The 22749-nt window shown below is 60.1% G+C and carries 22 protein-coding genes and 1 pseudogene; 12 read left to right on the forward strand and 11 right to left on the reverse strand.

The genetic code is table 11. The features are described from left to right. Positions 1 to 127 precede the first annotated feature (127 nt). On the forward strand, positions 128 to 511 hold the full coding sequence (locus NMAG_RS09870; RefSeq protein ID WP_004267390.1) for a RidA family protein: 384 nt from the start codon (positions 128 to 130) through the stop codon (positions 509 to 511). A 352-nt stretch (positions 512 to 863) separates the two neighbouring features. On the opposite strand, the gene NMAG_RS09875 is transcribed toward NMAG_RS09870, so the two are convergent. Continuing rightward, positions 864 to 1133 (reverse strand): DUF7553 family protein, encoded by a 270-nt coding sequence (locus NMAG_RS09875; protein ID WP_004267389.1) that lies wholly within the window; start codon positions 1131 to 1133, stop codon positions 864 to 866. Positions 1134 to 1387: 254 nt separating this feature from the next. On the opposite strand from NMAG_RS09875, the gene NMAG_RS09880 reads away from it, so the two are divergent. Then, the gene (locus tag NMAG_RS09880; protein WP_004267388.1) at positions 1388 to 2341 is read left to right on the forward strand and encodes a DUF4397 domain-containing protein; all 954 of its coding nucleotides are present in this window, start codon (positions 1388 to 1390) and stop codon (positions 2339 to 2341) included. A 213-nt stretch (positions 2342 to 2554) separates the two neighbouring features. On the opposite strand, the gene NMAG_RS09885 is transcribed toward NMAG_RS09880, so the two are convergent. After that, on the reverse strand, positions 2555 to 3778 hold the full coding sequence (locus NMAG_RS09885; RefSeq protein WP_004267387.1) for an outer membrane protein assembly factor BamB family protein: 1224 nt from the start codon (positions 3776 to 3778) through the stop codon (positions 2555 to 2557). 160 nt (positions 3779 to 3938) lie between these two features. Between NMAG_RS09885 and uvrB the strand changes: the two genes are divergently transcribed. The 4 genes and pseudogenes from uvrB (at position 3939) to NMAG_RS21620 (ending at position 8854) form a co-directional block, all read left to right on the forward strand. Continuing rightward, positions 3939 to 5999 (forward strand): excinuclease ABC subunit UvrB, encoded by a 2061-nt coding sequence (uvrB, locus tag NMAG_RS09890; RefSeq protein ID WP_004267386.1) that lies wholly within the window; start codon positions 3939 to 3941, stop codon positions 5997 to 5999. Positions 6000 to 6162: 163 nt separating this feature from the next. Next, a pseudogene (locus NMAG_RS21615) lies at positions 6163 to 6323 on the forward strand (IS6 family transposase); the annotation flags it as partial. Between the two features lie 250 nt (positions 6324 to 6573). Then, positions 6574 to 7110, forward strand: a complete 537-nt coding sequence (locus NMAG_RS09895) for a hypothetical protein (RefSeq protein WP_012996626.1) — start codon at positions 6574 to 6576, stop codon at positions 7108 to 7110. A gap of 601 nt (positions 7111 to 7711) precedes the next feature. Continuing rightward, positions 7712 to 8854, forward strand: a complete 1143-nt coding sequence (locus NMAG_RS21620; protein ID WP_148221908.1) for a hypothetical protein — start codon at positions 7712 to 7714, stop codon at positions 8852 to 8854. A gap of 560 nt (positions 8855 to 9414) precedes the next feature. Here the strand turns inward: NMAG_RS21620 and NMAG_RS09905 are convergent. Together NMAG_RS09905 and NMAG_RS09910 are read right to left on the reverse strand one after the other, a co-directional pair. Continuing rightward, positions 9415 to 9903: a GNAT family N-acetyltransferase gene (locus NMAG_RS09905; RefSeq protein WP_004267384.1), complete on the reverse strand. Its 489-nt coding sequence runs from the start codon at positions 9901 to 9903 to the stop codon at positions 9415 to 9417. Positions 9904 to 10025: 122 nt separating this feature from the next. Then, complete coding sequence (locus NMAG_RS09910; protein WP_004267383.1) at positions 10026 to 10322, reverse strand: SUI1 family translation initiation factor; 297 nt, start codon at positions 10320 to 10322, stop codon at positions 10026 to 10028. Between the two features lie 167 nt (positions 10323 to 10489). On the opposite strand from NMAG_RS09910, the gene NMAG_RS09915 reads away from it, so the two are divergent. Continuing rightward, a complete protein-coding gene (locus NMAG_RS09915; protein WP_004267382.1) occupies positions 10490 to 10933 on the forward strand; it encodes a hypothetical protein in 444 nt (147 codons plus the stop codon). 91 nt (positions 10934 to 11024) lie between these two features. Here the strand turns inward: NMAG_RS09915 and NMAG_RS09920 are convergent, their stop codons facing one another. From NMAG_RS09920 to NMAG_RS09930, 3 genes are all read right to left on the reverse strand, one after another. After that, positions 11025 to 11558 carry a hypothetical protein gene (locus NMAG_RS09920; protein WP_004267381.1) on the reverse strand — a complete coding sequence of 178 codons (534 nt, stop codon included), beginning with the start codon at positions 11556 to 11558 and terminating at the stop codon, positions 11025 to 11027. 96 nt (positions 11559 to 11654) lie between these two features. Continuing rightward, positions 11655 to 13469: an excinuclease ABC subunit C gene (locus NMAG_RS09925; RefSeq protein ID WP_004267380.1), complete on the reverse strand. Its 1815-nt coding sequence runs from the start codon at positions 13467 to 13469 to the stop codon at positions 11655 to 11657. A gap of 88 nt (positions 13470 to 13557) precedes the next feature. Continuing rightward, the gene (locus NMAG_RS09930; RefSeq protein ID WP_004267379.1) at positions 13558 to 14427 is read right to left on the reverse strand and encodes a hypothetical protein; all 870 of its coding nucleotides are present in this window, start codon (positions 14425 to 14427) and stop codon (positions 13558 to 13560) included. Positions 14428 to 14564: 137 nt separating this feature from the next. Here NMAG_RS09930 and NMAG_RS09935 point away from each other — a divergent pair, with 137 nt between their 5' ends. The 3 genes from NMAG_RS09935 to NMAG_RS09945 all read left to right on the forward strand — a co-directional run bounded on the left by NMAG_RS09935 (position 14565) and on the right by NMAG_RS09945 (position 16815). Further along, positions 14565 to 14834 carry a hypothetical protein gene (locus NMAG_RS09935; protein ID WP_004267378.1) on the forward strand — a complete coding sequence of 90 codons (270 nt, stop codon included), beginning with the start codon at positions 14565 to 14567 and terminating at the stop codon, positions 14832 to 14834. Between the two features lie 92 nt (positions 14835 to 14926). Beyond that, positions 14927 to 15859, forward strand: a complete 933-nt coding sequence (locus NMAG_RS09940) for an ABC transporter ATP-binding protein (protein WP_004267377.1) — start codon at positions 14927 to 14929, stop codon at positions 15857 to 15859. Further along, on the forward strand, positions 15856 to 16815 hold the full coding sequence (locus NMAG_RS09945) for an ABC transporter permease (RefSeq protein ID WP_004267376.1): 960 nt from the start codon (positions 15856 to 15858) through the stop codon (positions 16813 to 16815). Before NMAG_RS09940 ends, NMAG_RS09945 begins: the two co-directional genes overlap by 4 nt. A gap of 42 nt (positions 16816 to 16857) precedes the next feature. On the opposite strand, the gene NMAG_RS09950 is transcribed toward NMAG_RS09945, so the two are convergent. The 4 genes from NMAG_RS09950 to NMAG_RS09965 all read right to left on the reverse strand — a co-directional run bounded on the left by NMAG_RS09950 (position 16858) and on the right by NMAG_RS09965 (position 20656). Further along, positions 16858 to 17259, reverse strand: a complete 402-nt coding sequence (locus tag NMAG_RS09950) for a PPOX class F420-dependent oxidoreductase (protein WP_004267375.1) — start codon at positions 17257 to 17259, stop codon at positions 16858 to 16860. Between the two features lie 76 nt (positions 17260 to 17335). Further along, positions 17336 to 17896 carry a universal stress protein gene (locus NMAG_RS09955; protein WP_004267374.1) on the reverse strand — a complete coding sequence of 187 codons (561 nt, stop codon included), beginning with the start codon at positions 17894 to 17896 and terminating at the stop codon, positions 17336 to 17338. Positions 17897 to 17953: 57 nt separating this feature from the next. Further along, the gene (ligA, locus tag NMAG_RS09960; protein WP_004267373.1) at positions 17954 to 20053 is read right to left on the reverse strand and encodes an NAD-dependent DNA ligase LigA; all 2100 of its coding nucleotides are present in this window, start codon (positions 20051 to 20053) and stop codon (positions 17954 to 17956) included. Between the two features lie 225 nt (positions 20054 to 20278). Then, on the reverse strand, positions 20279 to 20656 hold the full coding sequence (locus NMAG_RS09965; RefSeq protein WP_004267372.1) for a 2Fe-2S iron-sulfur cluster-binding protein: 378 nt from the start codon (positions 20654 to 20656) through the stop codon (positions 20279 to 20281). Positions 20657 to 20848: 192 nt separating this feature from the next. On the opposite strand from NMAG_RS09965, the gene rio1 reads away from it, so the two are divergent. Both rio1 and NMAG_RS09975 read left to right on the forward strand, forming a co-directional pair. Next, positions 20849 to 21724, forward strand: a complete 876-nt coding sequence (gene rio1 / locus NMAG_RS09970; RefSeq protein WP_004267371.1) for a serine/threonine-protein kinase Rio1 — start codon at positions 20849 to 20851, stop codon at positions 21722 to 21724. Positions 21725 to 21802: 78 nt separating this feature from the next. Further along, positions 21803 to 22717, forward strand: coding sequence for a hypothetical protein (locus NMAG_RS09975; protein WP_004267370.1), 915 nt, complete (start codon positions 21803 to 21805; stop codon positions 22715 to 22717). The last annotated feature ends 32 nt before the right edge of the window (positions 22718 to 22749 follow it).

The following is a 22749-nucleotide window of genomic DNA, read 5'->3' on the forward strand; positions in this document are numbered from 1 at the left end:
CGCGGATCGCGCCAACCGGACAGTATGGGCTCACCGCCCGCTCGCAAGACGAAAGTTCTTCGACTCGGATACGTGTTTGGCAGCTCGACCTTCTGTTTTATCGTGGTTGCAGCTGTGGAGGTGAACGATGGAGCCAGTTACGACAGACGACGCGCCGTCGTTTACCGACCTGTATTCGCTGCCGATCGGGCAGGGGATGATCCACGGAGAGACGCTACACGCTGTACAGCTCGCTGGTGATCCGGAGACCGGCGAGATCGTCGGCGACACGATGAGCGAACAGACCGAACAGACGCTCGATAACATCGAAGCGACCCTCGAGGCGGGCGGCTCATCCTTCGACGACGTCATCAAGGTAACTGTGTACGTCACCGATCTCGATTCATTCGATGCATTCAACGACGTCTACGAGCAGTACGTCTCTGAGCCGTATCCGGTTCGGTGTGTCGTCGAAGTCTCCAATCTCGCTGCAACGGCCATGGTCGAGGTCGCCGTCGAAGCCGCAGTCTGAGACGGTCTGTTGTCGGTCATTCTGGTGCAACCGCAGGATGGAACCCGGTTTTACCGGGAAACCGTTCGATAACTCGTCCGACACGTGATCGACTGCCCGTCAGCGTCGTCTCTGAACTGTTGTCGCAAATATACTGACCCGGATCCGATCGGAGCGTTCCTCGGACACCGAGACGGTCGATTTCACCGGTGGCCACTGGGTAGAGCTCGTCTTCGTGAGCGGTGTGTCTCAGAACAAATCAACTGGTAGTGCGTTGTGGGATAGTGGACTCATATGGATTGCTGTACCGATGTACCGGCGCAACCGCGACCTGTGCGGCGGTTGCGCCGGAACTGACTTACAGTAACCCGTATCAGGCCTGATCGACCTGTTTCCGATACTCCTCAGCGATATCGAGTGCGTTATCGACCCGGTCTTGTGTGTCGGTGTTCGTCCGCTCGCTGAGCTGTCGAAGCTGATTGAGGTGTTCGTCGAGAATCGCGTGATCGGGTTCGTGATCACCGACAGTGTAGTCTTTGAACGAATCGGCGACCTCGCGGATCTCCTCGCGAGCATCGTCGTCGTCTGCCGTCTTCGCCGCCTCCTCGAGTTCGTCACGTGCCTCCGATAGTTCCTGAACCATGTGCGGGGCCACAACGACCCTCCCTATAACGCTTAGCGTGGCACCTGAACACGGCGTTGTTAGGGTCTGCCGAAACCCGTTTCAGTCTGTTTCAGACCGGGTATTTTGTGTGTAACGTTGTGTTTAGCGCCTGCTATTTATGGGGAGGCTGCCACCACTGCCGGGATATACAGCATTACCATCGGAAAGGAAAGTTGGTTCGGTGAAACGGACTGCTGTGTTCTTCTGGTCGAACGTCCCCTATTCGGCTGCAAATGACGTTCTCACGACGTACGACGCTCAAGGTGATTGGTATCGCAAGCGGAGTTGGCCTCTCCAGTGGAGTCGCCCTCGCGAGTGGTGACGACACGACAGACGAGTGCGACAAGCCGTCGAAAGACGACAAACCGATGGATGACGACCGACCGGTTGACGAGCCCGCCGACGCCGGGGTTCGCGTCGCTCACTTCTCGCCCGACGCACCCGCGGTCGACATCCTCGTCGACGGTGCGGAAGTCCTCTCGGACGTTCCCTACGGTGCCATCTCGCCCTATCTGGAACTCGATCCCGGAACCTACACGATCACGATTACTGCGGCCGGCGATCCCGACACCGTCGCGTTCGAAGGTGACGTCGACGTTGGCGACGCTTACTACACGGTCGCAGCGATCGGCGAACTCGAGGCGGAGACGTTCCGGCCAGAGGTGCTGACTGACGCCGACCCACTCCCAACAGATGCGCCGGCGGAGTCGGCGTTCGCCCGCGTCGCACACTTCTCGCCCGACGCGCCCGCAGTTGACATCTACGCCGACGACGATCCGCTGGTCGAGGACGTTTCCTTCGGTGACGTCTCCGAGTATCTCGCCGTTCCCGCAGGTGCCTACGAACTCTCCGTCCGGCCTGCGGGCGACCCAGAGACTGTGGTTGCGTCGTTCGACGTCGAACTAGACGCCGACGTGGCGTACACCGGATACGCGATCGGCTACCTCGAACCAGCGGCCGACGTGACTGACCGCGACTTCACGGTCGAGATCGCGGTCGACGGTCCCGATGCGGACGAGGAGATGCCAGCCGAGAGGGAGGCCGACGCTGTAGACGAGGAGGATGACGTTGATGACACTGCCGAGCCCGATGAGCCTGCCGAGGAACCGGTGGCTGATCCCGACGCTGACGCCGAAGCCGACGACGCAACTGTCGACGAGCCAGGCGAGGCTGACGCGGGTGCCTAATCAGGGCCTGACGGTACAGTAGGTCGAACGGAGGGCCGAGCGGAGACGGCACCGACCGGCGACACACCGTGACTGTTGGCCCCAATCCGGTCCGCTTTTTCCCGACTCTCAGTCGTTTCCCCGGTTCGCTTGCTCGAATACGTCTTCTTGTACGAGAGGTCGCTGTTTAACCCGAGTCGAAACCCTGCTACCGTGCTAGGCGGTCGGTGTGAGTCAGTCATACGCCACGACCTGCCCGTGCTCCGTTCCGACCACGAGCAGGCCGTCGACCGCTGCGAGCGACGCCGTTCCAGCCAGTCGCACGCCCTCGCCTCGCACCTCACGTTCCCAGCGCGTCTCGCCGGTTTCGGGATCGATCGCGGCCAGGGCGGGAGCGTCGTTCTCGCCGCCGACGAAGACAGTCTCACCCGCAGCGACCAGCGTCGGCATCTCCCACGCCGTTTCGATTTCCCAGTCGATCGCCCCCTCCGAATCGATGGCGACCAGTTTGCTCGGCTCGTCACTGTCGCTCCAGTCACCGCGTCCGGCGTGGAACACCGCTCGCTCGCCGACGATAGCGGGTGGGATGATATGCGCGTCCTGATACTCGAGTTCCCACTCGAGTGCACCGTCGGCCGCGGCATACGCCTGTAGTCGTTCGGAGTCACTGAGTGGGCCGTCCCTTGTACTCGAGAGAACGAGGTCGTTCCAGACGACCGGCGGGTGGCCGGTGCCATTTCCGCGAACCTCCCACTGGTTCTCAGGCGGGTTCTCGGAGCCAAGACTGAACCACGAATCCGCGGGGTGGTACGCGGCCAGCCTCCCACTCCCCCGGAAGAGTTGTCCATCCGCGATGGCACAGCCACCGTAGCCGGACAGCTCCCACAGTTCGTCGCCCGACGTGGCATCGTACGCGGTGAGTCTGTGATAATCGCCGCGGTAGACGATATCGCCGTCGAACAGCACGGTCGCGCCGACCGTCCGTGCGCTCGATTGGCCGTCGTCGACCCACTGCTGCTCGCCGGTTTCGCGGTCGTAGGCAGTGACGGCACGCTCGGTCGATGCTGTGTACACGCGCTCGTCGCCGAGTGCGAGCGAATCGACACTCGCAGCCTCGTCGTCGGCCGCCCACAGCCGCTCGCCGGTGTCGCGGTCGAGGGCGACGAGGCTAGTGCTTGCCGCTCGTTCGCTGCCGGCGAGTACGACGTCCTCGCCGACGACCAGCCCGTTGACGGCTCGAACTGGTGATTTCGGCTCGAAGCGCCAGCGCTCGTCAGGGTCGTCGGGGACGGTTGCGTCGATGTTGGCGGCCGTATTATGCAGATCGTACCGTGACTGTCGCCAGCTGTTCGCGTCCGTCTCGAGTGCACCGAACGAGTGGTTGCTTCCGAGGCAGCCAGCGACTGTGGCGAACCCGGCCGTCGCTCCCGCGCCGAGGACGGATCGTCTGGAGGGCATGGCTTGCTACGCGGTCCTGATGTGAGTCGCATAGTTCTTCTGGTGTTCTGTCACGTCGACGGAACCGATCTGTTGTCCCAGAGCTGATCGAGACAGCCCATTCCGAACCGGGCCTCGCATATGCGAGCGCGTAAAGTAGCTCCAGTCCTTGCTTCCGATGATGAGTGATTCTCGAGGTCCCCTGCAGCCGGACCGACCGGACGCCGACCATCCCTTCGAGGTCGACGCTCCCTTCGAGCCCGCCGGCGACCAGCCCGAGGCGATCGAGCAGCTAGCCGACGGGTTCAACTCGGGCATGGAGAAACAGACGCTCCTCGGCGTCACGGGATCGGGGAAGACGAACACCGTCTCCTGGACCATCGAGGAGGTACAGAAGCCGACACTCGTGATCGCACACAACAAGACACTCGCGGCCCAGCTCTACGAGGAGTTCCGCAATCTCTTCCCAGAAAACGCCGTCGAGTACTTCGTCTCCTACTACGACTACTACCAGCCCGAGGCCTACGTCGAACAGACCGACACCTACATCGACAAGGACGCCTCGATCAACGACGAAATCGACCGGCTTCGGCACTCGGCCACGCGCTCACTGCTGACCCGCGAGGACGTCATCGTCGTCGCGAGCGTCTCGGCAATCTACGGCCTCGGTGACCCGCGAAACTACATCGATATGTCGCTTCGTCTTGAGGTCGGCGAGGAAGTCGGCCGCGACGACCTCCTGAAACAGCTCGTGGACCTGAACTACGAGCGCAACGACGTCGACTTCACACAAGGCACGTTCCGCGTCCGGGGCGATACCGTCGAAATTTACCCGATGTACGGCCGCTACGCCGTCCGCGTCGAACTCTGGGGCGACGAAATCGATCGCATGGTGAAAGTGGACCCACTCGAGGGCACCACCCAGGGCGACCAGCAGGCCGTCCTCGTTCACCCGGCGGAGCACTACTCGATTCCGGAGCCCAAACTCGAGCGCGCGATGGACGAGATTCGCGACGACCTCGACTCTCGCATCTCGTACTTCGATCGCACAGGCGACATGATCGCCGGCCAGCGCATCGAGGAGCGCACGACGTTCGATCTCGAGATGATGCAGGAGACGGGCTACTGTTCGGGGATCGAGAACTACTCGGTCTACCTCTCGGATCGCGAGTCCGGCGAGGCACCGTACACGCTGCTCGATTACTTCCCGGACGATTTCCTGACGGTGATCGACGAGTCCCACCAGACGATTCCACAGATCCGCGGCCAGTACGCCGGCGACAAGTCCCGGAAGGACTCGCTCGTCGAGAACGGGTTCCGGCTTCCGACCGCCTACGACAACCGCCCGCTCACGTTCGAGGAGTTCGAAGAGAAGACCGACCAGACGCTGTACGTGTCTGCGACGCCGAGCGACTACGAACGCGAACACTCCGAACGTATCGCAGAACAGATCGTTCGTCCGACTCACCTCGTCGACCCCGAAATATCGGTTTCGCCCGCCAGCGGTCAGATCGACGACCTCATGGACCGCATCGACGACCGGATCGACCGCGATGAGCGCACCCTCGTCACCACGCTCACGAAGCGGATGGCCGAGGATCTCACGGAGTATCTCGAAGAGGCCGGTGTCAACGTTGAGTACATGCACGACGAGACGGACACCTTAGAGCGCCACGAGATTATCCGCTCGCTTCGACTGGGGGAGATCGACGTACTCGTCGGGATCAACCTCCTGCGGGAGGGGCTGGACATCCCCGAAGTCTCGCTCGTGGCGATTCTCGACGCTGACCAAGAGGGCTTCCTCCGCTCCGAGACGACGCTCGTCCAGACGATGGGGCGCGCGGCACGAAACGTCAACGGCGAGGTCATCCTCTACGCCGACGACCCCTCGAACGCGATGAAGTCCGCAATCGAGGAAACCAAGCGCCGCCGCCGCATCCAGCAGGAGTACAACGAGGAACACGGCCTCGAACCGACCACCATCGACAAGGCCGTCAGCGAGACAAACCTGCCCGGCAGCAAGACCGATACCTCGCAGGTCTCCGGCCGGGAACTCGAGGACGAGGACGAAGCCGCCCGCTACATCGACGAACTCGAGACCCGGATGGACGAAGCCGCGAGCAATCTCGAGTTCGAACTCGCCGCGGATATCCGCGATCGGATTCGGGAGGTCCGCGAGGAGTTCGAACTCGCAGGCGGTGCCGAAGACGAGGGTGTCGCGCCGCCGGCCGAGGAGTTCTGACGAAGGCGGTCGTTCGCATCGGCCTGGTTTTGAATCCGCCCGATACTGCTCGGAAAGTTAATTTCTGTCTGACAGAGTGATTTCAGTTGTCTTAGCTCGGGATACTCGAGGCACTGTCTAGATGAGAGCTTGAGGAATGAGCAGGTGGTGGCGGGAAGTGTCCATGCAACTCGCCAATCTGCTCAGAGAGTGCTTAGACGTGGATTGTGATGCGATTTGGGCGAACGAGCGCACCCTGACACCTGTCAGGATGTCCGGGTGCGTCTGCCTTCAATGGGGTTGCCAGTTCGGAATGTCGTCTCAGTGTTGGAATTACTCGCTATTAGAATGGCTCAATATGTCCTGCAGAAACAGTATTACTTATATATCATATTTACAATTCAACGGCTCTGTTGAAACCCTCTTCACGTCTTGTGATTTGCTAAGGAGTTCGTTCTCAGTCGGATTTGCGAAACCCAGCAGGAATAGTAGCTCTTCTCAATGTCATTTCTGAAGGGTTTCAACAGAGCCAATTCAACTAATATATATTGAACTATGACCGAACATTTATTAGCTGTGGAAGGTTATTTGACATATGAGGCGGAGAATGTTACTTACAGCAATCGGGGTAGGCAAACTCCATTTAGCAGGTTGCCTAAACTGGATTCCCGACGACCCACCTGAACTGGCCCTTGGTAGAATACATATCGAAAATCATAGTGACCAAGACGTAGAAGTCGATGTCTCTGTGACGAAAGATAGTGAAAGGGTGTACCAAGAAGAACACTTAATTAGAGGGGAAGAAACATCCGGTGAGTATCCCCAATTTGGTGCGATGAATATCGTCGAGGACTGGATGGGCGAACTAGCCGAGTACGAATTCCGGGTAGAGGTGGTTGACTCGGAGATCGGGACCTCCCTGACGACAGAGTCGGTAACTGAGTCGGTAAGAGAACAAGTCGAGGAAGCCGCGCGAGACGATATCCAAGATGGAACGTGTTTCGAATTTACTGCCAGGTTCGGCGAGCCGGGCCACGGCGGTGAACTTGATGACGTGACTATTGGATACGGACTTCTCCAAACGGAGGATTCCCTAGAAACTGCTCCCTCGTGTAACGTTTCAGAGGAGTGATCATGAAACAGTTGACAAGGGATCACTCTCACCGCTACCAGAACCGTCGAAATGCGTCTTGATGGCGTACCCGATCATTCAGCCGATTCTGCACCTTATCTCGACTTAAGATCAACGTCCTTGATCTTCATTTCTAGCCGCCCTTCGATCCACGATTCTGTCTCAAGCTCGGTTCGGTCATGCGTGTTCTTGTCTGTGCGCTCTTGTGTAGACTAGCGGAAGAGCATGTTAGCAACCCACGCCCGCCCCCGTGTTACGGACTGAGACGGTCGAAGATTCGAGAAAGCCTATTACTCGGTTCGCTGTCTGAGCCAGTACCGCTGTACTATAGAAGAGCGTTTAGTATTGAGTACCGCTCCAAGCGTAAACTGATGAGTGAAACCAAACGAACGGTCTCGGTTTCGCCTATTCGATTCAGGTTGAAACGCCACTAAATGGTTCTCTCCAGTCTTTATATGGCTCCAATCAATCTTCTCTACATATAAATATATGATGGAAACTCACCATCTGCTATTTTGATATATAATAATATTAGATTATAATAATCACGAAGGAACTATTGTCAATTAGCTATATGTATCCAGAGGATATTGCCTATAGTATGGCAAAAGATACCAATACGATAAATCGCCGGACTATCCTTCGAAATGTGTCCGTTGGGACAGCTATTGTCGGTGTAGCCACTAGTACCGTGAGTGCAAATAGCGGAGTTGGAAAAGATAAGGTTGAAACCTCAGAACAAGATTCCCATTTAAGTTGTACCTCTTGGGAACACCACAGTGATTTCTGTCCTGAATCAACTAAGACTCGTGATTTGACTGCAACTTCGATGTCTGATTGTGAGGAATCATGGGTAGAGTTCAATTGTATCAATGATCAAGAACACCGAAGGGAGTGTTGTTATGACCCACATCAATTAGAATATGATAGTGATTCTATCGTAGCCTCTGGCGTGACGGAGGTCCATGGAGAATTAACTACTTCTGTCGCCCGTGAGACGGAGTGGCGAAGTCCGTATGAAGATGACCCAGTTGAAAGTTATTGGATGGCACAATTCAATCTTGTTACCCTTGCCGAAACTCGAAATGAATCCGGCTCATTAGTCTGTTTTGTTGACGAATCCGAACTCAATATTAATAGATCTGGAAATGGGCAATTGAGAACATTTATCCAGGATGATAACCGTGAAGATGAAAACTGGGTTGGTGGTTCAGGAGATCTAGATAAGAGCAGTGAATATGATATCGGAGATTACGGAGAAGAGATTCTTACGTTTGCTCTTGGTGAAATACCTGGCGGGTTTGGAACAGGATGGAGCGCGGGCGAAATGTTGGGTAGTATGTATAATATGTACACAGATGAGTACGAATTTGATGATACAATTTCACTCGCGTACAACTGGGATGATAATAGTCCCTGCAGTAACCAAGCAGAGAGTACCGCACATTGGCTTCGATTTGAGGTGACAAATATGGACGGAGGTGATGAAGCTACTCTTAGTGTTAGTGATGAAACAAATATAGATGGCCCTACGATGGAAACAGATATCACTATGCCAGTTTCAGCACCTTCTGCAGATCCGGATACGCTTCGAGAGATGTCTGACGCGGAACTGCAAGAACAAAATATGAGTGCGGCAACTGTTAAAGAAATTCGTGAAAGTCCCCAGAATTACGGTGTGTCTTCAGAGAGTATTGAATCCGAGCATCCAGAAACCCTAATATTCCTTGGAGAAACTGAGTGACACAATAGAAATCTATTAAGGGTATTAAAATTTTATATATCACGATAGGGTTAGGGATGTAACTCGTCTTTGCATGTTTATAAGCCACCTTCAGAACGGATAAAGAAATGGCCAATTCTTTCAGCAATCCATCAAGGCCTCGCTCTGATTGTTTGCGGACCCAGGAAAATAGGTTGTAGATAGCCTCTTTCAGACCATGAATGGATCGTCAATATTTCCAACGAACGAAATGTGGAACCTTACAAGTGCAATGTGGTTTCATTCATATTGTATCCTTAATCGCCTCAAATAGGGGAGCTTTAGATTTAATTGAGAAAATTCTATTTAAAAATCTATGGTGTATTATAACCCTTGAATAGCTCCGTGGTATCTATTCACTGACCCCATAACTGTAGGTCATATTTAAAGTCAACATTCATGGCGATAACACAGTCGTGTGGTACGTCAGCTTCTCGCTTGTCCACTACGTTTTCACAGCGTCGCCTCTGCTTGACCAGCAATCTGTTCCTGGAGAGCGACCCACGGTAGCGCCCAAGCACAAATCAAACTACAGATCGCTACTACAACTCGAGTGTGTAGACGACTTCCTCGTGCTCCTCGTCACCCATTTCGACCGTGCCGCCGCCCGTCTCCTCGAAGCCCAGGTCTTCGTAGAACGTTCGCCCGCCCTCGTTCGTGGCGAGGTCGATTGCCCGCATTCGGTTCATGTTGAAATCCGCGAGGTCGTCGCGCAGACGCTCGTGGAGCGCCGTGCCGACACCCTCGCGCTGGTGCTCCGGATGGACGTACATCCGGAGCACATTGCCCTCGTCTTCCTGCACGACGCCGTGGGTGAAGCCGACGACGCCGTCGTCGGTTTCGGCAACTAGCACTGCGGTGCCGGGTTTCGAGAGTGCGCGCTCGAGTTCGTCGTCGGCGTACCAGTCGTCGACCGTTTCGTCGATGACGTCGCTCTCGAGTTCGTCGTAGGTGTCGTGCCAGGTGTCACGGGCGACTTCGCGGATTGCCTCGCGGTCGTCGGCAGTTGCTGGTCGGATTGCTCCCTCCATACTGTGCTCTACAATACCGAGGGACAAAGAGATACACTCAACGCGGGTTGTGTTAGTGCAACTAACGTTACGCCTGGGTGGGGACTGAGTCGGTCAGCAGTCGGTTTGGACAGGTGCGAACGCTACGCCTGCACGTCGAATCCGCGGTCACGAAGCAGGTCCGGTACTCTGTCGCGGTGCTCGCCCTGCAGTTCAATTCGCCCGTCGTCGACGGTGCCGCCGGTGCCGAGCGACGATTTGAGATCGGAGGCGATCGACTCGATTTCGGAGTTCGAGAGGTCGAAGCCCTCGACGATCGTCACTGGCTTGCCGTACCGCCGGGATTCCATGCGAATCGACAGCACCTGCTCTGCGGTTTCGAGGTCACTTTGGCTATCTAATTCGTCAAGCAGGTCGTCGAGTGGGTCGTCTGCGGGCACAGTTGAACGAATGTCCTCCAGTGACTAAGACCTGCGCCTCACGTCCGCCGGTGTTGCTTGGAATTGTCTCCGTAGGTATTGTGCCTGTGAAACACGAGATTTGAACACAACGATCTTAATTCATCACATTCAGAAAGCTTATTATTCCTCCTAAATGGTGAACGCATATGTTGCGGAGGAAATTCGCATTTGCATGTGGTGCAGTCACCGTTCCAGCCCTCTCTTCGTTCTCGACGAGTGCTGGCGAGTCGAACGCTAGTAACACGGACGTTCAAAAGACCGCCCTCATCGTTGTCAATGAATGCAACGGTACGATCGACGGAGACGTGTCGTTTGAAGGAACGAACGGTGATCACGAGGCTGTCGCGGAATTTTCACTCACGGCTGAGTCAGTCGAACGGATTCCGGTAGCCCTGCCAGCAGACCGTGAGATTGACGTTATCATTTCCGGCGAAATTCGGTCGACAGGAGCAACGTTCACGAGATCGGATACCGAGGTAACGACAACGTTCCCCGTCAAGGAGACGGAAGCAATCGTTCCGGGTGATGGACCACTTCTCGTTCTCGTCACTCGAGACTCGGTGACGGTCGCTACTGTTCAAGGACAGTGACGTCTCGGTTTGTCGGTTGTATGTGTGCGAACTGTTTGCCGAATTCGTATTCGTCTGTCATCGCGTACGCCGCAGTACTACTGGCCACCGATCAGATTTCCGGACCGCCATCCGTCCTCCAGCGCCCAACGAGTTCGGTGGTGCCGACCGAGAGGACCGACAGCCAGAGGGCACAGGCGACGAGACCGACCGTCGTCGCGACCGCGGAGTGGATCGCAAGCGGTGCGAGAACGAGCAGCGGGAGGCCGGGGAGGAGCATCACGAACGTCAGCGCGTCGCCGAGAATTGCTGGTCCGATTCCGGCGAAGGCGACCAGCGCCCAGAGCGCACAGAGTCCGACCAGCGCGAGAAAGACGGTAAGCGAGGCCGTGTCGGGCTGAAACACCCGCTGTCGAAATGGCAACTCTTCGGCCGCGACGGACTGATTTCGCCCGACGGCCGCGAGAAGGGCGGCAACAGCGGCCGAGCCGACGACCGCGCCAGCCAACCCGAGTAGGATCAGCCCTGCACTCGGTTCGACCGTCGGCGGAAGCTGGGCGGTCGTCAAATTCCGGTTGACGAACCAGACCGCCGGAAAGAGGGCCATGAAGAAGGGGACCACCATGGCGCGGACGAAGTCGTTCATTACCCAACGGTTCAACCGGGCAATACAAATACGTTAGCGAACTGTGACGAATCGGCCTGCTGTGACTTTTGTGCGTCCTCTCACTGCACATCGACGCTACAGCCGTTCCTTCACCGTTCGAGCCGTCTTCTCGCCGACACCAGAAACGCTCTGTAGGTCCTCCACGCTCGCCTCGCGAACGTTCTCCACACTCCCGAAGCGACCGAGCAGCCGTTTTCGCGTCTCAGGGCCGATTCCCGGAACGTCGTCTAACACCGTCCTCACGTCGTCACGCAGCGTCTGATGGTACTGGACGGCAAAGCGGTGAGACTCGTCGCGAACACGCTGGAGCAGGTGCAGATGCGGCGCATCCGAGGGCCAGGAAAGCTGTCTATCGGGGATGATAACCGTCTCCTCGGCCTTTGCCAGCGCGATTGCAGGTACGTCCCAGCCGACTGCACTCAGGGCGTCCCGGGCCGCCTCGAGTTGCCCCTCGCCGCCGTCGATCAGCAGGAGATCCGGATCCGGCCTGTCGTCCCGGTCCTCGACGGCTCGGCTGGCGCGCCACTCGAGTAGCGCGCGCATGTTGTCGTAGTCGTCGTTCTGGTCGGTGAGTTTCTTCCGGCGGTAGTCGGCCTTTTCAGCGCTGCCGTCGACGAAGGTGACGTTGCTGCCCACGGCGGCTGTTCCCTGGGCATGGCTCACGTCGAAGCCCTCGATTCGGCGGGCCGTGTCGAGGTTGAGTGCGTCGGCGAGCATGCCACACTCGTCGCGCCGGCCGACGTTTCGCCGGGCGTTTTTGAGCGCGAGGTCGACGAGTTTGGCCTCGCGACCGGCACCGGGGACGCGGACGGCGACGCCCTCGGCGTCGAGCCAGGTGCTGACCTCGTCGTCGTTGTGGCGTTCGGGGAGGAGGAGTGCGTCGGGGAGGTCGCGTTCGGCGTAGTACTGAACGATGAAGGCGGCGAGGACGGCGGGGACGCCGCCCTGGCTGTCCGCTGTCTCCGCACCCGCTGCGAGGCCGCCATCGCCTGCAGCTGCCGTTTTCGCTTCCGCTCCCGCTTCTGTTCCTGCACCCGGCGCTTCGAGCGTGTGGCGCTCTCGATCCACGAGCTTCCCGCTCTCGGCGCGCAGTCGAGCCACCGTCGCGTCCTCGCCCTCGATGGCGACGCCGAGCACGTCGACGGCACGCTCGTCGCCGACCGATTGGACCGCCTCGCCGCCCTCACCGTGGAAGGCTTCGACCGTCTCGAGTCGGTCCCGCAGATTCGCCGCGCGCTCGAAGTGCTGTTCCTGGGCGGCGGTTTCCATCTCCCGACGCAGTGGATCCGTGAGAATCCCGGTCTCGCCCTCGAAGAAGCGCTCGACGGCGGTCACGTCTTCGGCGTACGTCTCGAGTTCGATCTCTCGCGTGCAGGGGGCGGTACAGAGCCCCATCTCGTAGTCGAGGCAGGGACGGTCCCGGCCCGAGTACTTGTGGTCCGAACAGCCGCGGACGCCGTAGGTCTCGCGCAGGGCCTTCACGACGGTCTCGACCTGCCGTTTGTTGGTGTAGGGCCCGAAGACGGTCGCGGATTCGCTCGGATCACGGGTGATCTCGATCTGCGGGGCGGGGTGATCCGTCAACTGGACCATCGGGTACGATTTGTCGTCCTTGAGCCGGACGTTGTACCGCGGCTGGTGGCGCTTGATCAGGTTGGCCTCGAGCAAGAGCGCCTGTGTTTCGGTGTCGGTGACCGCAATCTCGACCGCGTCTGCGCGGTCGATCATCCGACTGATGCGGGCGCTTCGCGGATCGGCGTAGGAGCCGACGCGACTCCGGAGGTCGACGGCCTTGCCGACGTAGAGGGTTGTGCCGTCGGCCTGGAACTGGTAGACGCCCGGCTCTCGCGGCAGCGATCGGGCACGCTCGCGAACCGCGTCTGCGTTCATCGGGCGCGCTAGGAGGTGGACGGCTTTCAGCCTGACTCATCGGGTCTGCGGTTCCGTCACTGTCACCACCGCTGACTGTACCCGTAACTCACCACCCGTTCCCTGGACCGAACTCGTCGTTTAGCGAGTGGTCGTCTCTGTCCCGGTCTCTGTCTCCGTTGGAAACACCGCCGCTCGTCGCCGCGAGGGACTGCCCACCGATCGGCGAGCCCGGCTGGATCGCCTCGCGGAGACTGAGCGCAGTCACCCTCCCGTCGTCCGTTCGACTGAGCGGCAGTTCGATATCAGCCTCGCCCGCAACTTCGATCCGCAGGCGCTCACTGCGAGAGCGGACGTACAGTGTCGCGAACACGGCCGCCAGTCCGAGTGAGAGCAGGCCACCCACGAGCACGACCAGGTCGAGCACTTGAAACACCAGCCCGAACGTCTCGAAGAGTCCATCGACGGCAGCTGTCGTCGCGATATCCGTTCCGGACTCTGCGCCGGCTGCTGTTTCCGCGCCCGACCCGGCCGTTTCCGATTCAACACCTGCGCCGGCCCCGTCTCCGCTCGCCTCGTCGCTTTCGAGTGCCACCGTTGGAACCATGGCCGCGAACGAGGTTGCCAGCGAAATCGTCAGGAGTGTGAGTCCGAGCGCGCCGGCGAGCAGCGTCCGGTAGAGGTTCGCTGGTGACCCGCCCGTGCTGACAGCAACGTGCTGGACGTTCGGCCGATCGACGTGTCGGTAGGGTCGACTATCGGTGCCGGTGGTTCCTCGACCGCTGCTACCATCGTGATCGACCGCCAGCACGCGGTGGCTGGTGACGACGACCGTCGCCGACTCGAGTGCGACGCGTCGCTGTTCGGTTTCGCCCTCGTAGCGAAGCTGGTCGAGGTAGTCGAGTCGAGATCCGGGGTTGGAGGGGTCGCTCTGGTTCTCTCGACTGTCCCCATCGTCCCGGTTCCTGCGCGTGGCCATCGGTTCGTCTCGTCCGTGAGTCCATCAACGCGCCTCAAGTACGCTGTGGCGTTCTGCTGTACGTGCGAACGCTCGATTCTGCGACCGGCTACGACGGACGCGATACTTTCTCGGTGTTCCGTCGGTAACCATAGTCCATGACTGAGTCGACGGTTCAGTGTTGGCTGGTCGAACGCGAGTTCGGGACGCGAAATATCGTGACGCTCGTCTACGCGACACCCGATGGCTCACGATACCAGCAGCGTGAGCGTTCATCGACTGCGCTGCAGACGGGTTCTCAGGTGACTGCCGCAACGGCTGTCCCCGAGTCGGATCTCGAGCCAGTCGAGGACGAACAGACCCGCGAACGCTACGCCACGGAGGTCGAGCGCGTGACTGATCAGTATGAGCCTGACGACCCGATCTGACTGGCTGCTGTAGTTTCTTCCTTTCGATCTGGTGAGTGGATTATCTCTCACAAGTGGCAACTCTTATCGGTGAACGCACTGATGGGTCAGCCATGCCCGCACTCCGCGTCGACGACCTGACGAAATCATACGGTCAGACGCTCGCGCTCGACGACCTCTCCTTCGAGGTCCGTGAGGGCGAGGTCTTCGGCTTTCTCGGCCCGAATGGCGCAGGGAAGTCGACCACGATCAATGTGGTCCTCGACTTCATCCGCCCGACAGCCGGCCGCGTCGAGGTGCTCGGCCGCGACGCGCAGGCTCACAGCCGCGAGATTCGCTCGCGGACCGGCGTCCTCCCCGAAGGGTATCGAACCTACGACCGGCTCACCGCCCGCCAGCATCTCGAGTTCGCCATCGAATCGAAAGGTGTTGACGACGATCCGGAAGCCCTCCTCGAGCGGGTCGATCTGGCAGACGCCATCGACAAGAAGGCCGGCGGCTACTCGAAAGGGATGGCCCAGCGACTCATGCTTGCGATGGCGCTGGTCGGCGAACCCGACCTGCTGATCTTAGACGAGCCCTCGACGGGGCTCGACCCGAACGGCGCACGCGAGATGCGCGAAATCGTCCGCGAGGAGAACGCCCGCGGCGCGACGGTGTTCTTCTCGAGCCACAGCATGGAGCAGGTCGAGGCGGTCTGTGACCGCGTCGGCATCCTCCGGAACGGCGAGATGGTCGCCGTCGACTCCGTCGAGGGGCTTCGCGACTCGGTCAGCGGCGGTACAACGCTTCGGATTACGGTTGACCGTATCGACGACGAGGCGATCCAGGCCGTTCGTTCCCTCTCTGACGTATCGAACGTTACCGTTGGGTCGGCGCAGGAACAGTCACCGACGATCACCGCACAGGTCGAGGGCTCGAAGACCGCTGTGCTCACCGCACTCGAGGACCACGGCGTCGACGTCAGGGATTTCTCGACGGAGGAGGCCTCGCTCGAAGACGTCTTCCAGTCGTACACGACGGGAACGGAGGTGCATGCGCGATGAGCACCGACGTTGGGTCCGGCTCTGGGTCCGAGGCGACCGCAACCGACACTGGGCCTGACACGGCTGCAGGTGGCTCTCCGAGCAGTTCGATCAACCCGTCGAGTGTCCGCGCGGTCGCGAAGAAGGACTTTCGGGACTCCATCCGCTCGTGGATGTTCTGGGGGCTGAGCGTCTTCTTCTTCACCCTGCTGGTTGCGACGACCGGCGTCATTTCCTACTTCGGCGATGATATCGCCGCACAGGGACAGACGACGGAGGCGCTCGTGGCCATGGTCAACGGGATCACGCGGCTGGTCATCCCGCTGATCGCGTTGATCCTCGGCTGGAAGGCCATCGCCGGTGAGCGCGAGTCGGGGAGCATCAAGATCCTGCTCTCGCTTCCTCACTCCCGGAAGGACGTGCTCCTCGGGAAGCTTATCGGCCGGGCTGCCGTGCTTTCGGTGTCACTCGTCGTCGGCTTCGTGCTTGCGGCGCTCGTCGTGGTCGCCCTACTCGGCAGCTTCGATATCGTCGACTACGGCGGACTCCTCGTGATGTCGATCATCTACGGGCTCGCCTACACGAGTATCGCGGTCGCCGTCTCGTCGCTGACGCGCTCGACGACCGTTGCCGGTGCGGGGATGTTCGGCATCTTCGTCCTGTTCTACATTCTCTGGGACACCATGCTCGTCGCGTTCATGACGCTGATGAATATGGGCTATTTGCCGGAAGGAGAAACGACCGCGCAGGTCATGCTGTTCTTCAACAGCCTCGATCCTGGAATGGCCTACCAAAACGTTCTCTCGCTGGTGACGTCGGTGGGTGACCTCGACGGACAGACGGTGATGATGCTCGAAAATATGTTCGGTAGCGTGCCGTTCTATCTGCAGGATTGGTTCGCGTTCGTCATCCTGCTGGGCTGGATCGTCGTGCCGATCGCGATTGCGCTCTTCCGGTTCGATCGGGTCGACCTCTAGAGCGACTCTCTCGCGTCACTCGTTGTAGAGCGCCCTCTCGCATCACCCTTCGAAGTGACTCACACGCTCAGGTTCGATTGAAATAATGACGCGCTCGGTCTCGATTGGGTTCGGGTACTCCTCGACGTCCATATACCGCCGTGCGAGTTCGTCGATGTGCTCGCGAGCGTTCTCGGTCGTCACCTCGTCGACCCGTCCGGTCACTGAGAGCATCCGATACGGGTTATCGGGATCGGTCATACTCACGGCCACACGGACGTCGTGCCGGGCATTTTTCTCCTTGCGCCGGTCTCGTTCAGTGTTCACCAGTAGTCGATCTGCGTCGGCATCGTAGTCGATCCACACCGGTGTCACGTGCGGTGCACCGCCCGGCAACAGCGTGGCGACGTGGGCGAACGTTTCCTTCTCGAACAGGTCCTGAAAGTCGTCGGGGATCGAAGCCATGAGGGCCGTACACCGCTTCGCTACTAAGTCACGTGGCCCACATTGGTAGGGTACGATTCACTAGACAGCAGCCTGGTCAGTCTTCGTCCGAGAGCGGCACGATCGTCAGTGGGATCTGTGTCTGTTCCGCCAGTTGCTCGGTCGTCCGTCCGAAGATCGTCGCCTCGAGCTGTCCTGCACCACTCTGTCCAACGAGGACTAGATCCGCATCAATTTCAGCAGCATACGCCAGCAAGGTATCAGCGGGGTCGCCTCGACGAACCTCTGCTGTAATATCCCCATCATCGGTTGCGTCTGTGATATTCTCAACGAGGGTCGCCTTCGCCTGATTCAGCTCGTCCACTTCAGTAACGCTGAACCGCATTGGATTCGCCGTCGAATCGACAACCGTGATGACGTGGAGGGTTGCCCCAACAGCTTGCGACAGTTCGACAGCATGCTCAAGCGCTTTCTGTGCAAAGTCACTGCCATCCATCCCGACCAGAAGCGTTTCGTACATGTGATACTGTTGTGCACCGATCAGCTTCGGCGTTCTGGTTGCCGTCGGCGTTCTGGTTGCCGTCCCCGTTCTGGTTGCCGTCGGCGTTCCGGTTGCCGTTCTCGTTTTCGTCCCCGCCCCGTCTCCATTTTCGTCCACGTCCCGTCTCCGTTTTCGTCCCTGCCCCCGTCCTCTACTCTCCACCACCGACTCACGCTACTGTGACGCGAGGCCGATCCCACGCTCTGCCAGCAGCTCGCGGAACTCACTCTCGTCGATGATCGGCACGTCGTTTTCCTCGGCGTCCTCGCGCTTCGTCGCACCCGGATTCTCGCCGACAACGAGGTAGTCCGTATTCCCCGACACGCTTCCCGTCGCGTTCGCCCCATGGGCCTCGACCGTCTCCTGGGCCTCGCTGCGGGTCACGTCGGCGAGCGACCCCGTAAAGACGAACGTCAGGCCGTCGAGTTCGTCGCCGCCGGACTCCAGGTCGGACTCCTGTGGCGAGACGTGAGCGAGAATGTCGGCCACTGCTGCAGCGTTCGCCTCGCTTGCGAAGAACTCGTGAATCGTCTCCGCGACTGTCTCGCCCACGTCGTCGACGCCCTCGAGTGCCGCCGGGTCGTCCTCGGCGGCCTCGCGGACTGCCTCGAATGTCCCGAACTCACGGGCGAGTTCGCGTGCCGTCGTCGGTCCCACGTGGGGGATACCAAGCGCTGAGAGGAAGTCCGCCAGCGGTGGCTCGCGGCTGGCCTCGATCTCCGACAGGAGGTTCTCTGCGCTCGTGTCACCCCAGCCCTCGAGTGCGGTCAGTTCCTCGCACTCGAGTTCGTAGAGGTCAGCGATGGATTCGACGAGTCCGGCGTCGACGAGTTGGCGGACGCTCTTCTCGCCGAGGCCCTCCAGGTCGAGACCGCCGTCGCTTGCGTAGTACTCGATAGAGCGCCGGAGCTGGGCGTCACACGCCAGGCCGCCGGTACAGAACGCCATCGGCCCGTCGCGTTCGATGGCGCTGTCACAGACGGGGCAGTGGTCGGGGAGTTCGTAGTGGCTCTCGGGGTCGTTGTCCGCCCCTTTCTCGATGACTTCCTCGACATAGGGGATTACGTCGCCGGCGCGCTGGACGCGGACAGTGTCGCCGATAGCGACGGTTTTCTCGGCGATTTCCTCGGGGTTGTGCAGGCTCGCACGCGAGACGGTGACGCCGCCGACGTCGACCGGTTCGAGCAGTGCGACGGGGGTTACTCGACCGGTGCGGCCGATCTGGACGGCCACGTCGGCGATTGGCGTCACCTCCGCGCGGGCGGGGAACTTGTAGGCGAAGGCGTAACGGTCGTGTCTGGCCGTTCGGCCGAGTTCCTCGCGAGCGTCGCGGTCGTCGACCTTGATCACGGTGCCGTCGATTTCGTAGTTCAGGTCGTCGCGAGCCTCGAGCATCCGGTCGCGGTACGCAATGGCGTCGTCGATGTCGTCGACAATCTCGACATGGTCCGTCACTCGCAGGCCGAACTCGGGAAAGCGCTCGAGTTCCTCGCGATGGCTGTCCTCGAGTTCACTCGCTGCGAGCACGTCGAAGTAGAAGACGTCGAGCGGCCGCTCGGCGACAATTTCGGGGTCAAGCTGGCGGATGGTGCCGGCGGTCGCATTGCGCGGGTTGGCGAAGGGCTCCTCGCCGCGTTCGATCCGCTCGCGATTGTGTTCCTGAAAGGCGTCTTTCGGCATGAAAACCTCGCCGCGGACCGCGAGGAAGTCGGGGTAGTCGCCGTGGAGCTTCTGTGGAACCGAGCCGATGGTCCGGGCGTTTCGCGTCACATCGTCACCCTCACGGCCGTCGCCGCGGGTGACGGCGCGCTGGAGGCTGCCGTCCTCGTAGACGAACTCCATCGAGACCCCGTCGAACTTGGGCTCACAGACGTAGTCGACCGCTCCGACCTCGCGCCGGACGCGCTCGTCGAACTCACGAACATCGGCCTCCTCGCCGCTCTGGTCGATCGAGAGCATCGGTGCCTCGTGTTCGACCGTCTCGAAGGCCTCGATCGGCTCGCCGCCGACGCTTCTCGTCGGACTGTCGGGGTGACTGAGATCGAAGGTGGACTCGAGTACCTGCAGTCGCTCGAACAGCGTGTCGTAGGTCCGGTCGGCGATGAGCGGGTCGTTTTCGACGTAGTACCGGCGGTCGTGTTCGCGGATGGCGTCCCGAAGCTGTTCGACCTGTTGCTCGGCCTCGTCGTCCGAGAGTTGTTCTGGCGGCTCGAACGCTGTCGGTGGGTCCCGGAGATACGGGTTCTCGTCCGTGTTTTCGTCGGCGAGAGACATTCGTTGCCCGAAACTTGCCACGCGCCCCCGTTAACGTTACTGTCGTGGCTTTGGCTCCTTTGGGCTGTCGTGGCGCTGGCTCCGGCCAGTGCGCCAGCGACGTGTGAGTGCTGTGCCAGCACGATAATGTGCCACGGCTGCACCAGCATCACGATGTGCCAGCTACCGGGCGGGTACGGTAACGACAGAGTGACGATCACACTGGTGACGATCGAGTACAGTGGCCTACCGCCAGGGACTGTCGCCGACTTCGGCACGCACCTGCGGCCCGGCCTCGATGCGACAATCGGCCCGTGGCAGCGCGATACACAGCAACACGTAGCCGTCGGCGCGCTCGTGTCCGGCGAGCGCCTGCGGCGGCCGTCGGTAGTCAACGGCGAGCGCTGCGTCCGGTCTGGAATCAGTCGTCTCGTCATCACCATCGTCTTCGCCTTCGACCCCAACCACTCGTCCCACGCAGGTCGTGCACGTCCCTTTCAGGCAGTCCGCCGGGAGTCGAACACCGTCTCGGCGGGCCGCTTCGAGTATCGTCTCGCGTTTGCTGACCTCGAGCGTGTGGTCTGGCGAACCGGGGCGCTCGAGTACCACTTCGTAGCTGGTCATGGCTGTCCCTCCGCAGTCAGCCGACCGCCAGTGAACTGGCCCATACCGGTGCTACGTTGCGACGGGAAAAAAGACGAGGCTGGCATACCGATTCAGACGGTCTCCTGTCCGTACGGTGAGCCATCTCAGGCTGGTCGGTCGGGCAACGGATACCCAGTGCTTTACCCGCCTGCACCTCTTAGGTGCGACTAGATGGGACAGGGAACGGACGCGGAGTTCGGGTTGGTCGATCTCGAGGAGGTCGAGACACCGGGAGACGAATGGGAGGAGATCGATGTCTCGGACACCGAGGCCGACCGGATCGCTCGCAAGCGCGACCGCGAGTTCGAGCAGTTCGAGGAGCGAATCAAGGACGCCGATCAGTTCAAAGTCGAGCAGTCGGTGTTCGACGATGCGACGCTGGCGGCGCTCTATAAGCTCGTCCAGGATGGCTACGTCGAGGCCTTCGGCGGCCCGCTCTCGACGGGAAAGGAGGCGAACGTCTATCACGCACTCGGCGACGAGCGCGAGGTCGCGGTCAAGATCTACCGAATCAACGCCTCGAACTTCCGGCACATGCGCGACTATCTCGAGGGCGACCCGCGCTTCGAGGGGCTGGGTGGCAAGAAGAAGGACGTCGTCCTCGCCTGGACGAAAAAGGAGTTCGCGAACCTCCGGCGAGCCGAGAAAGCGGGCGTTCGCGTTCCCGAACCGATCGCCACCGAGCGAAACGTCCTCCTTATGGAGTACATTGGGAACGAGGACGGCCGCGCAAAGCGCCTCGGCGAGGTCCACATCGAGAACCCACAGACCGCCTACGAGGTCATGCGCGAGTACATGCGCCGTCTCTACGCGGCCGGCATCATTCACGGTGACCTGAGCGAGTACAACGTCGTTTTCCACGAGGGCCAACTCGTCGTCATTGACCTCGGACAGGCCGTCACCGTCCACCATCCCAACAGCCGCGATTTCTTAGAACGCGACTGCGAGAACGTCGCGACCTTTTTCTCCCGACAGGGACTCGAGACCGATGCCGACGAGCTACTCGAGTTCGTCACCGATCCGGAGCCGGATCCGTCCCGAGACTGACCCGAGGGTAGCAGTTCGCTCAAAGAGACGTTTCACCTTCCTGAAGATACTTGTTCGGTCCCGGCGTGCGTGTTCGTAATGTACCGACGCCGCCTGCTGGCTGCTGCCGGACTGACCACTGCGGTGGTTGCTGGCTGTCTCACCAGCGACGGCACTGACGGTGATGGTGGCGATAACGACGACAGCGACGGCAGCGACAGCAACAGCGAGACAGACGGCTCCGAGGAATCTCTTCCAGACCCACCCCAAAACGCGCCGAGTGGTGACTGTCCCGCGACCGACGCTGAGCCGCCGACGGAGCTCTCGCGTGAGACGGCCGAATCGTTTGTCGACGCGTTCGAATCAGACTGGGTCGCTGTCTCAGCACCGAAAAACGCGACACGCAGCGGGTCCGTCTCCATCGAGGCGGTGCGCGTCGCGGACGAGGCTGAGGGAGAGAGCGAAGATGAAGGTGAAAATGAAAATGAGGACGAAAACGGGGTCGACCGGGCACGAGTCGATGCATCCGTCGACTTCAGCGGCCGCGGCTGGGAGGGTGAGATAGTGATCCGGCCGTTCGAGGACGACGAGTCTGCTGCGGACAGCGACAAAGACGATACCGAAGCCGCGGACTCGTCTGATCTCGAACGCGTCTCCACGACAGCGGACCCGATCGCCACCTCCGAGCCGGTACTCGACGCAATCGACCACGTCGTCGACACCGGCGAGTCCCGGTCGATCACGGACGCCGACTCGCTCGAGACGCTCACTGAGGCAGGCGAGTACCTCGATAATTTCCTGATCGAGGTCGAACACGACGACAAGCTACTCTACGCCGAGAACGACGCAACCACCTGGGCGAGTCACGGCCAGTGGTTCGTCGGTTACTTCCTCACGCCGGATGCCGTCTACCGAACCGAACACGACCCTGGCGAGTGGACCGACAACAACCGTTCCGACGAACCGCTCTCGGTTCCCGACGAGGACTGGAAACGACTCGAGTGCTGGTCGTGATCGAACCCCCTGCGCTGTCTGCCCGTGTTCGG

The sequence above is a fragment of the Natrialba magadii ATCC 43099 genome, from assembly GCF_000025625.1.
In the GTDB taxonomy this organism is placed as follows: Archaea; Halobacteriota; Halobacteria; order Halobacteriales; family Natrialbaceae; genus Natrialba; species Natrialba magadii.

Bases quoted from the DNA above. Each gene is read 5' to 3' on its own strand.
- NMAG_RS21620 (WP_148221908.1), top strand. From the start codon at position 7,712: ATGGCAAAAGATACCAATACGATAAATCGCCGGACTATCCTTCGAAAT.
- NMAG_RS09880 (WP_004267388.1), top strand. From the start codon at position 1,388: ATGACGTTCTCACGACGTACGACGCTCAAGGTGATTGGTATCGCAAGC.
- NMAG_RS09975 (WP_004267370.1), top strand. From the start codon at position 21,803: ATGTACCGACGCCGCCTGCTGGCTGCTGCCGGACTGACCACTGCGGTG.
- NMAG_RS09920 (WP_004267381.1), bottom strand. From the start codon at position 11,558: ATGAACGACTTCGTCCGCGCCATGGTGGTCCCCTTCTTCATGGCCCTC.
- rio1 (WP_004267371.1), top strand. From the start codon at position 20,849: ATGGGACAGGGAACGGACGCGGAGTTCGGGTTGGTCGATCTCGAGGAG.
- NMAG_RS09885 (WP_004267387.1), bottom strand. From the start codon at position 3,778: ATGCCCTCCAGACGATCCGTCCTCGGCGCGGGAGCGACGGCCGGGTTC.
- uvrB (WP_004267386.1), top strand. From the start codon at position 3,939: ATGAGTGATTCTCGAGGTCCCCTGCAGCCGGACCGACCGGACGCCGAC.
- NMAG_RS09915 (WP_004267382.1), top strand. From the start codon at position 10,490: ATGTTGCGGAGGAAATTCGCATTTGCATGTGGTGCAGTCACCGTTCCA.
- NMAG_RS09965 (WP_004267372.1), bottom strand. From the start codon at position 20,656: ATGACCAGCTACGAAGTGGTACTCGAGCGCCCCGGTTCGCCAGACCAC.
- NMAG_RS09925 (WP_004267380.1), bottom strand. From the start codon at position 13,469: ATGAACGCAGACGCGGTTCGCGAGCGTGCCCGATCGCTGCCGCGAGAG.
- ligA (WP_004267373.1), bottom strand. From the start codon at position 20,053: ATGTCTCTCGCCGACGAAAACACGGACGAGAACCCGTATCTCCGGGAC.
- NMAG_RS09895 (WP_012996626.1), top strand. From the start codon at position 6,574: ATGAGGCGGAGAATGTTACTTACAGCAATCGGGGTAGGCAAACTCCAT.
- NMAG_RS09905 (WP_004267384.1), bottom strand. From the start codon at position 9,903: ATGGAGGGAGCAATCCGACCAGCAACTGCCGACGACCGCGAGGCAATC.
- NMAG_RS09950 (WP_004267375.1), bottom strand. From the start codon at position 17,259: ATGGCTTCGATCCCCGACGACTTTCAGGACCTGTTCGAGAAGGAAACG.
- NMAG_RS09870 (WP_004267390.1), top strand. From the start codon at position 128: ATGGAGCCAGTTACGACAGACGACGCGCCGTCGTTTACCGACCTGTAT.
- NMAG_RS09940 (WP_004267377.1), top strand. From the start codon at position 14,927: ATGCCCGCACTCCGCGTCGACGACCTGACGAAATCATACGGTCAGACG.
- NMAG_RS09945 (WP_004267376.1), top strand. From the start codon at position 15,856: ATGAGCACCGACGTTGGGTCCGGCTCTGGGTCCGAGGCGACCGCAACC.
- NMAG_RS09875 (WP_004267389.1), bottom strand. From the start codon at position 1,133: ATGGTTCAGGAACTATCGGAGGCACGTGACGAACTCGAGGAGGCGGCG.
- NMAG_RS09930 (WP_004267379.1), bottom strand. From the start codon at position 14,427: ATGGCCACGCGCAGGAACCGGGACGATGGGGACAGTCGAGAGAACCAG.
- NMAG_RS09935 (WP_004267378.1), top strand. From the start codon at position 14,565: ATGACTGAGTCGACGGTTCAGTGTTGGCTGGTCGAACGCGAGTTCGGG.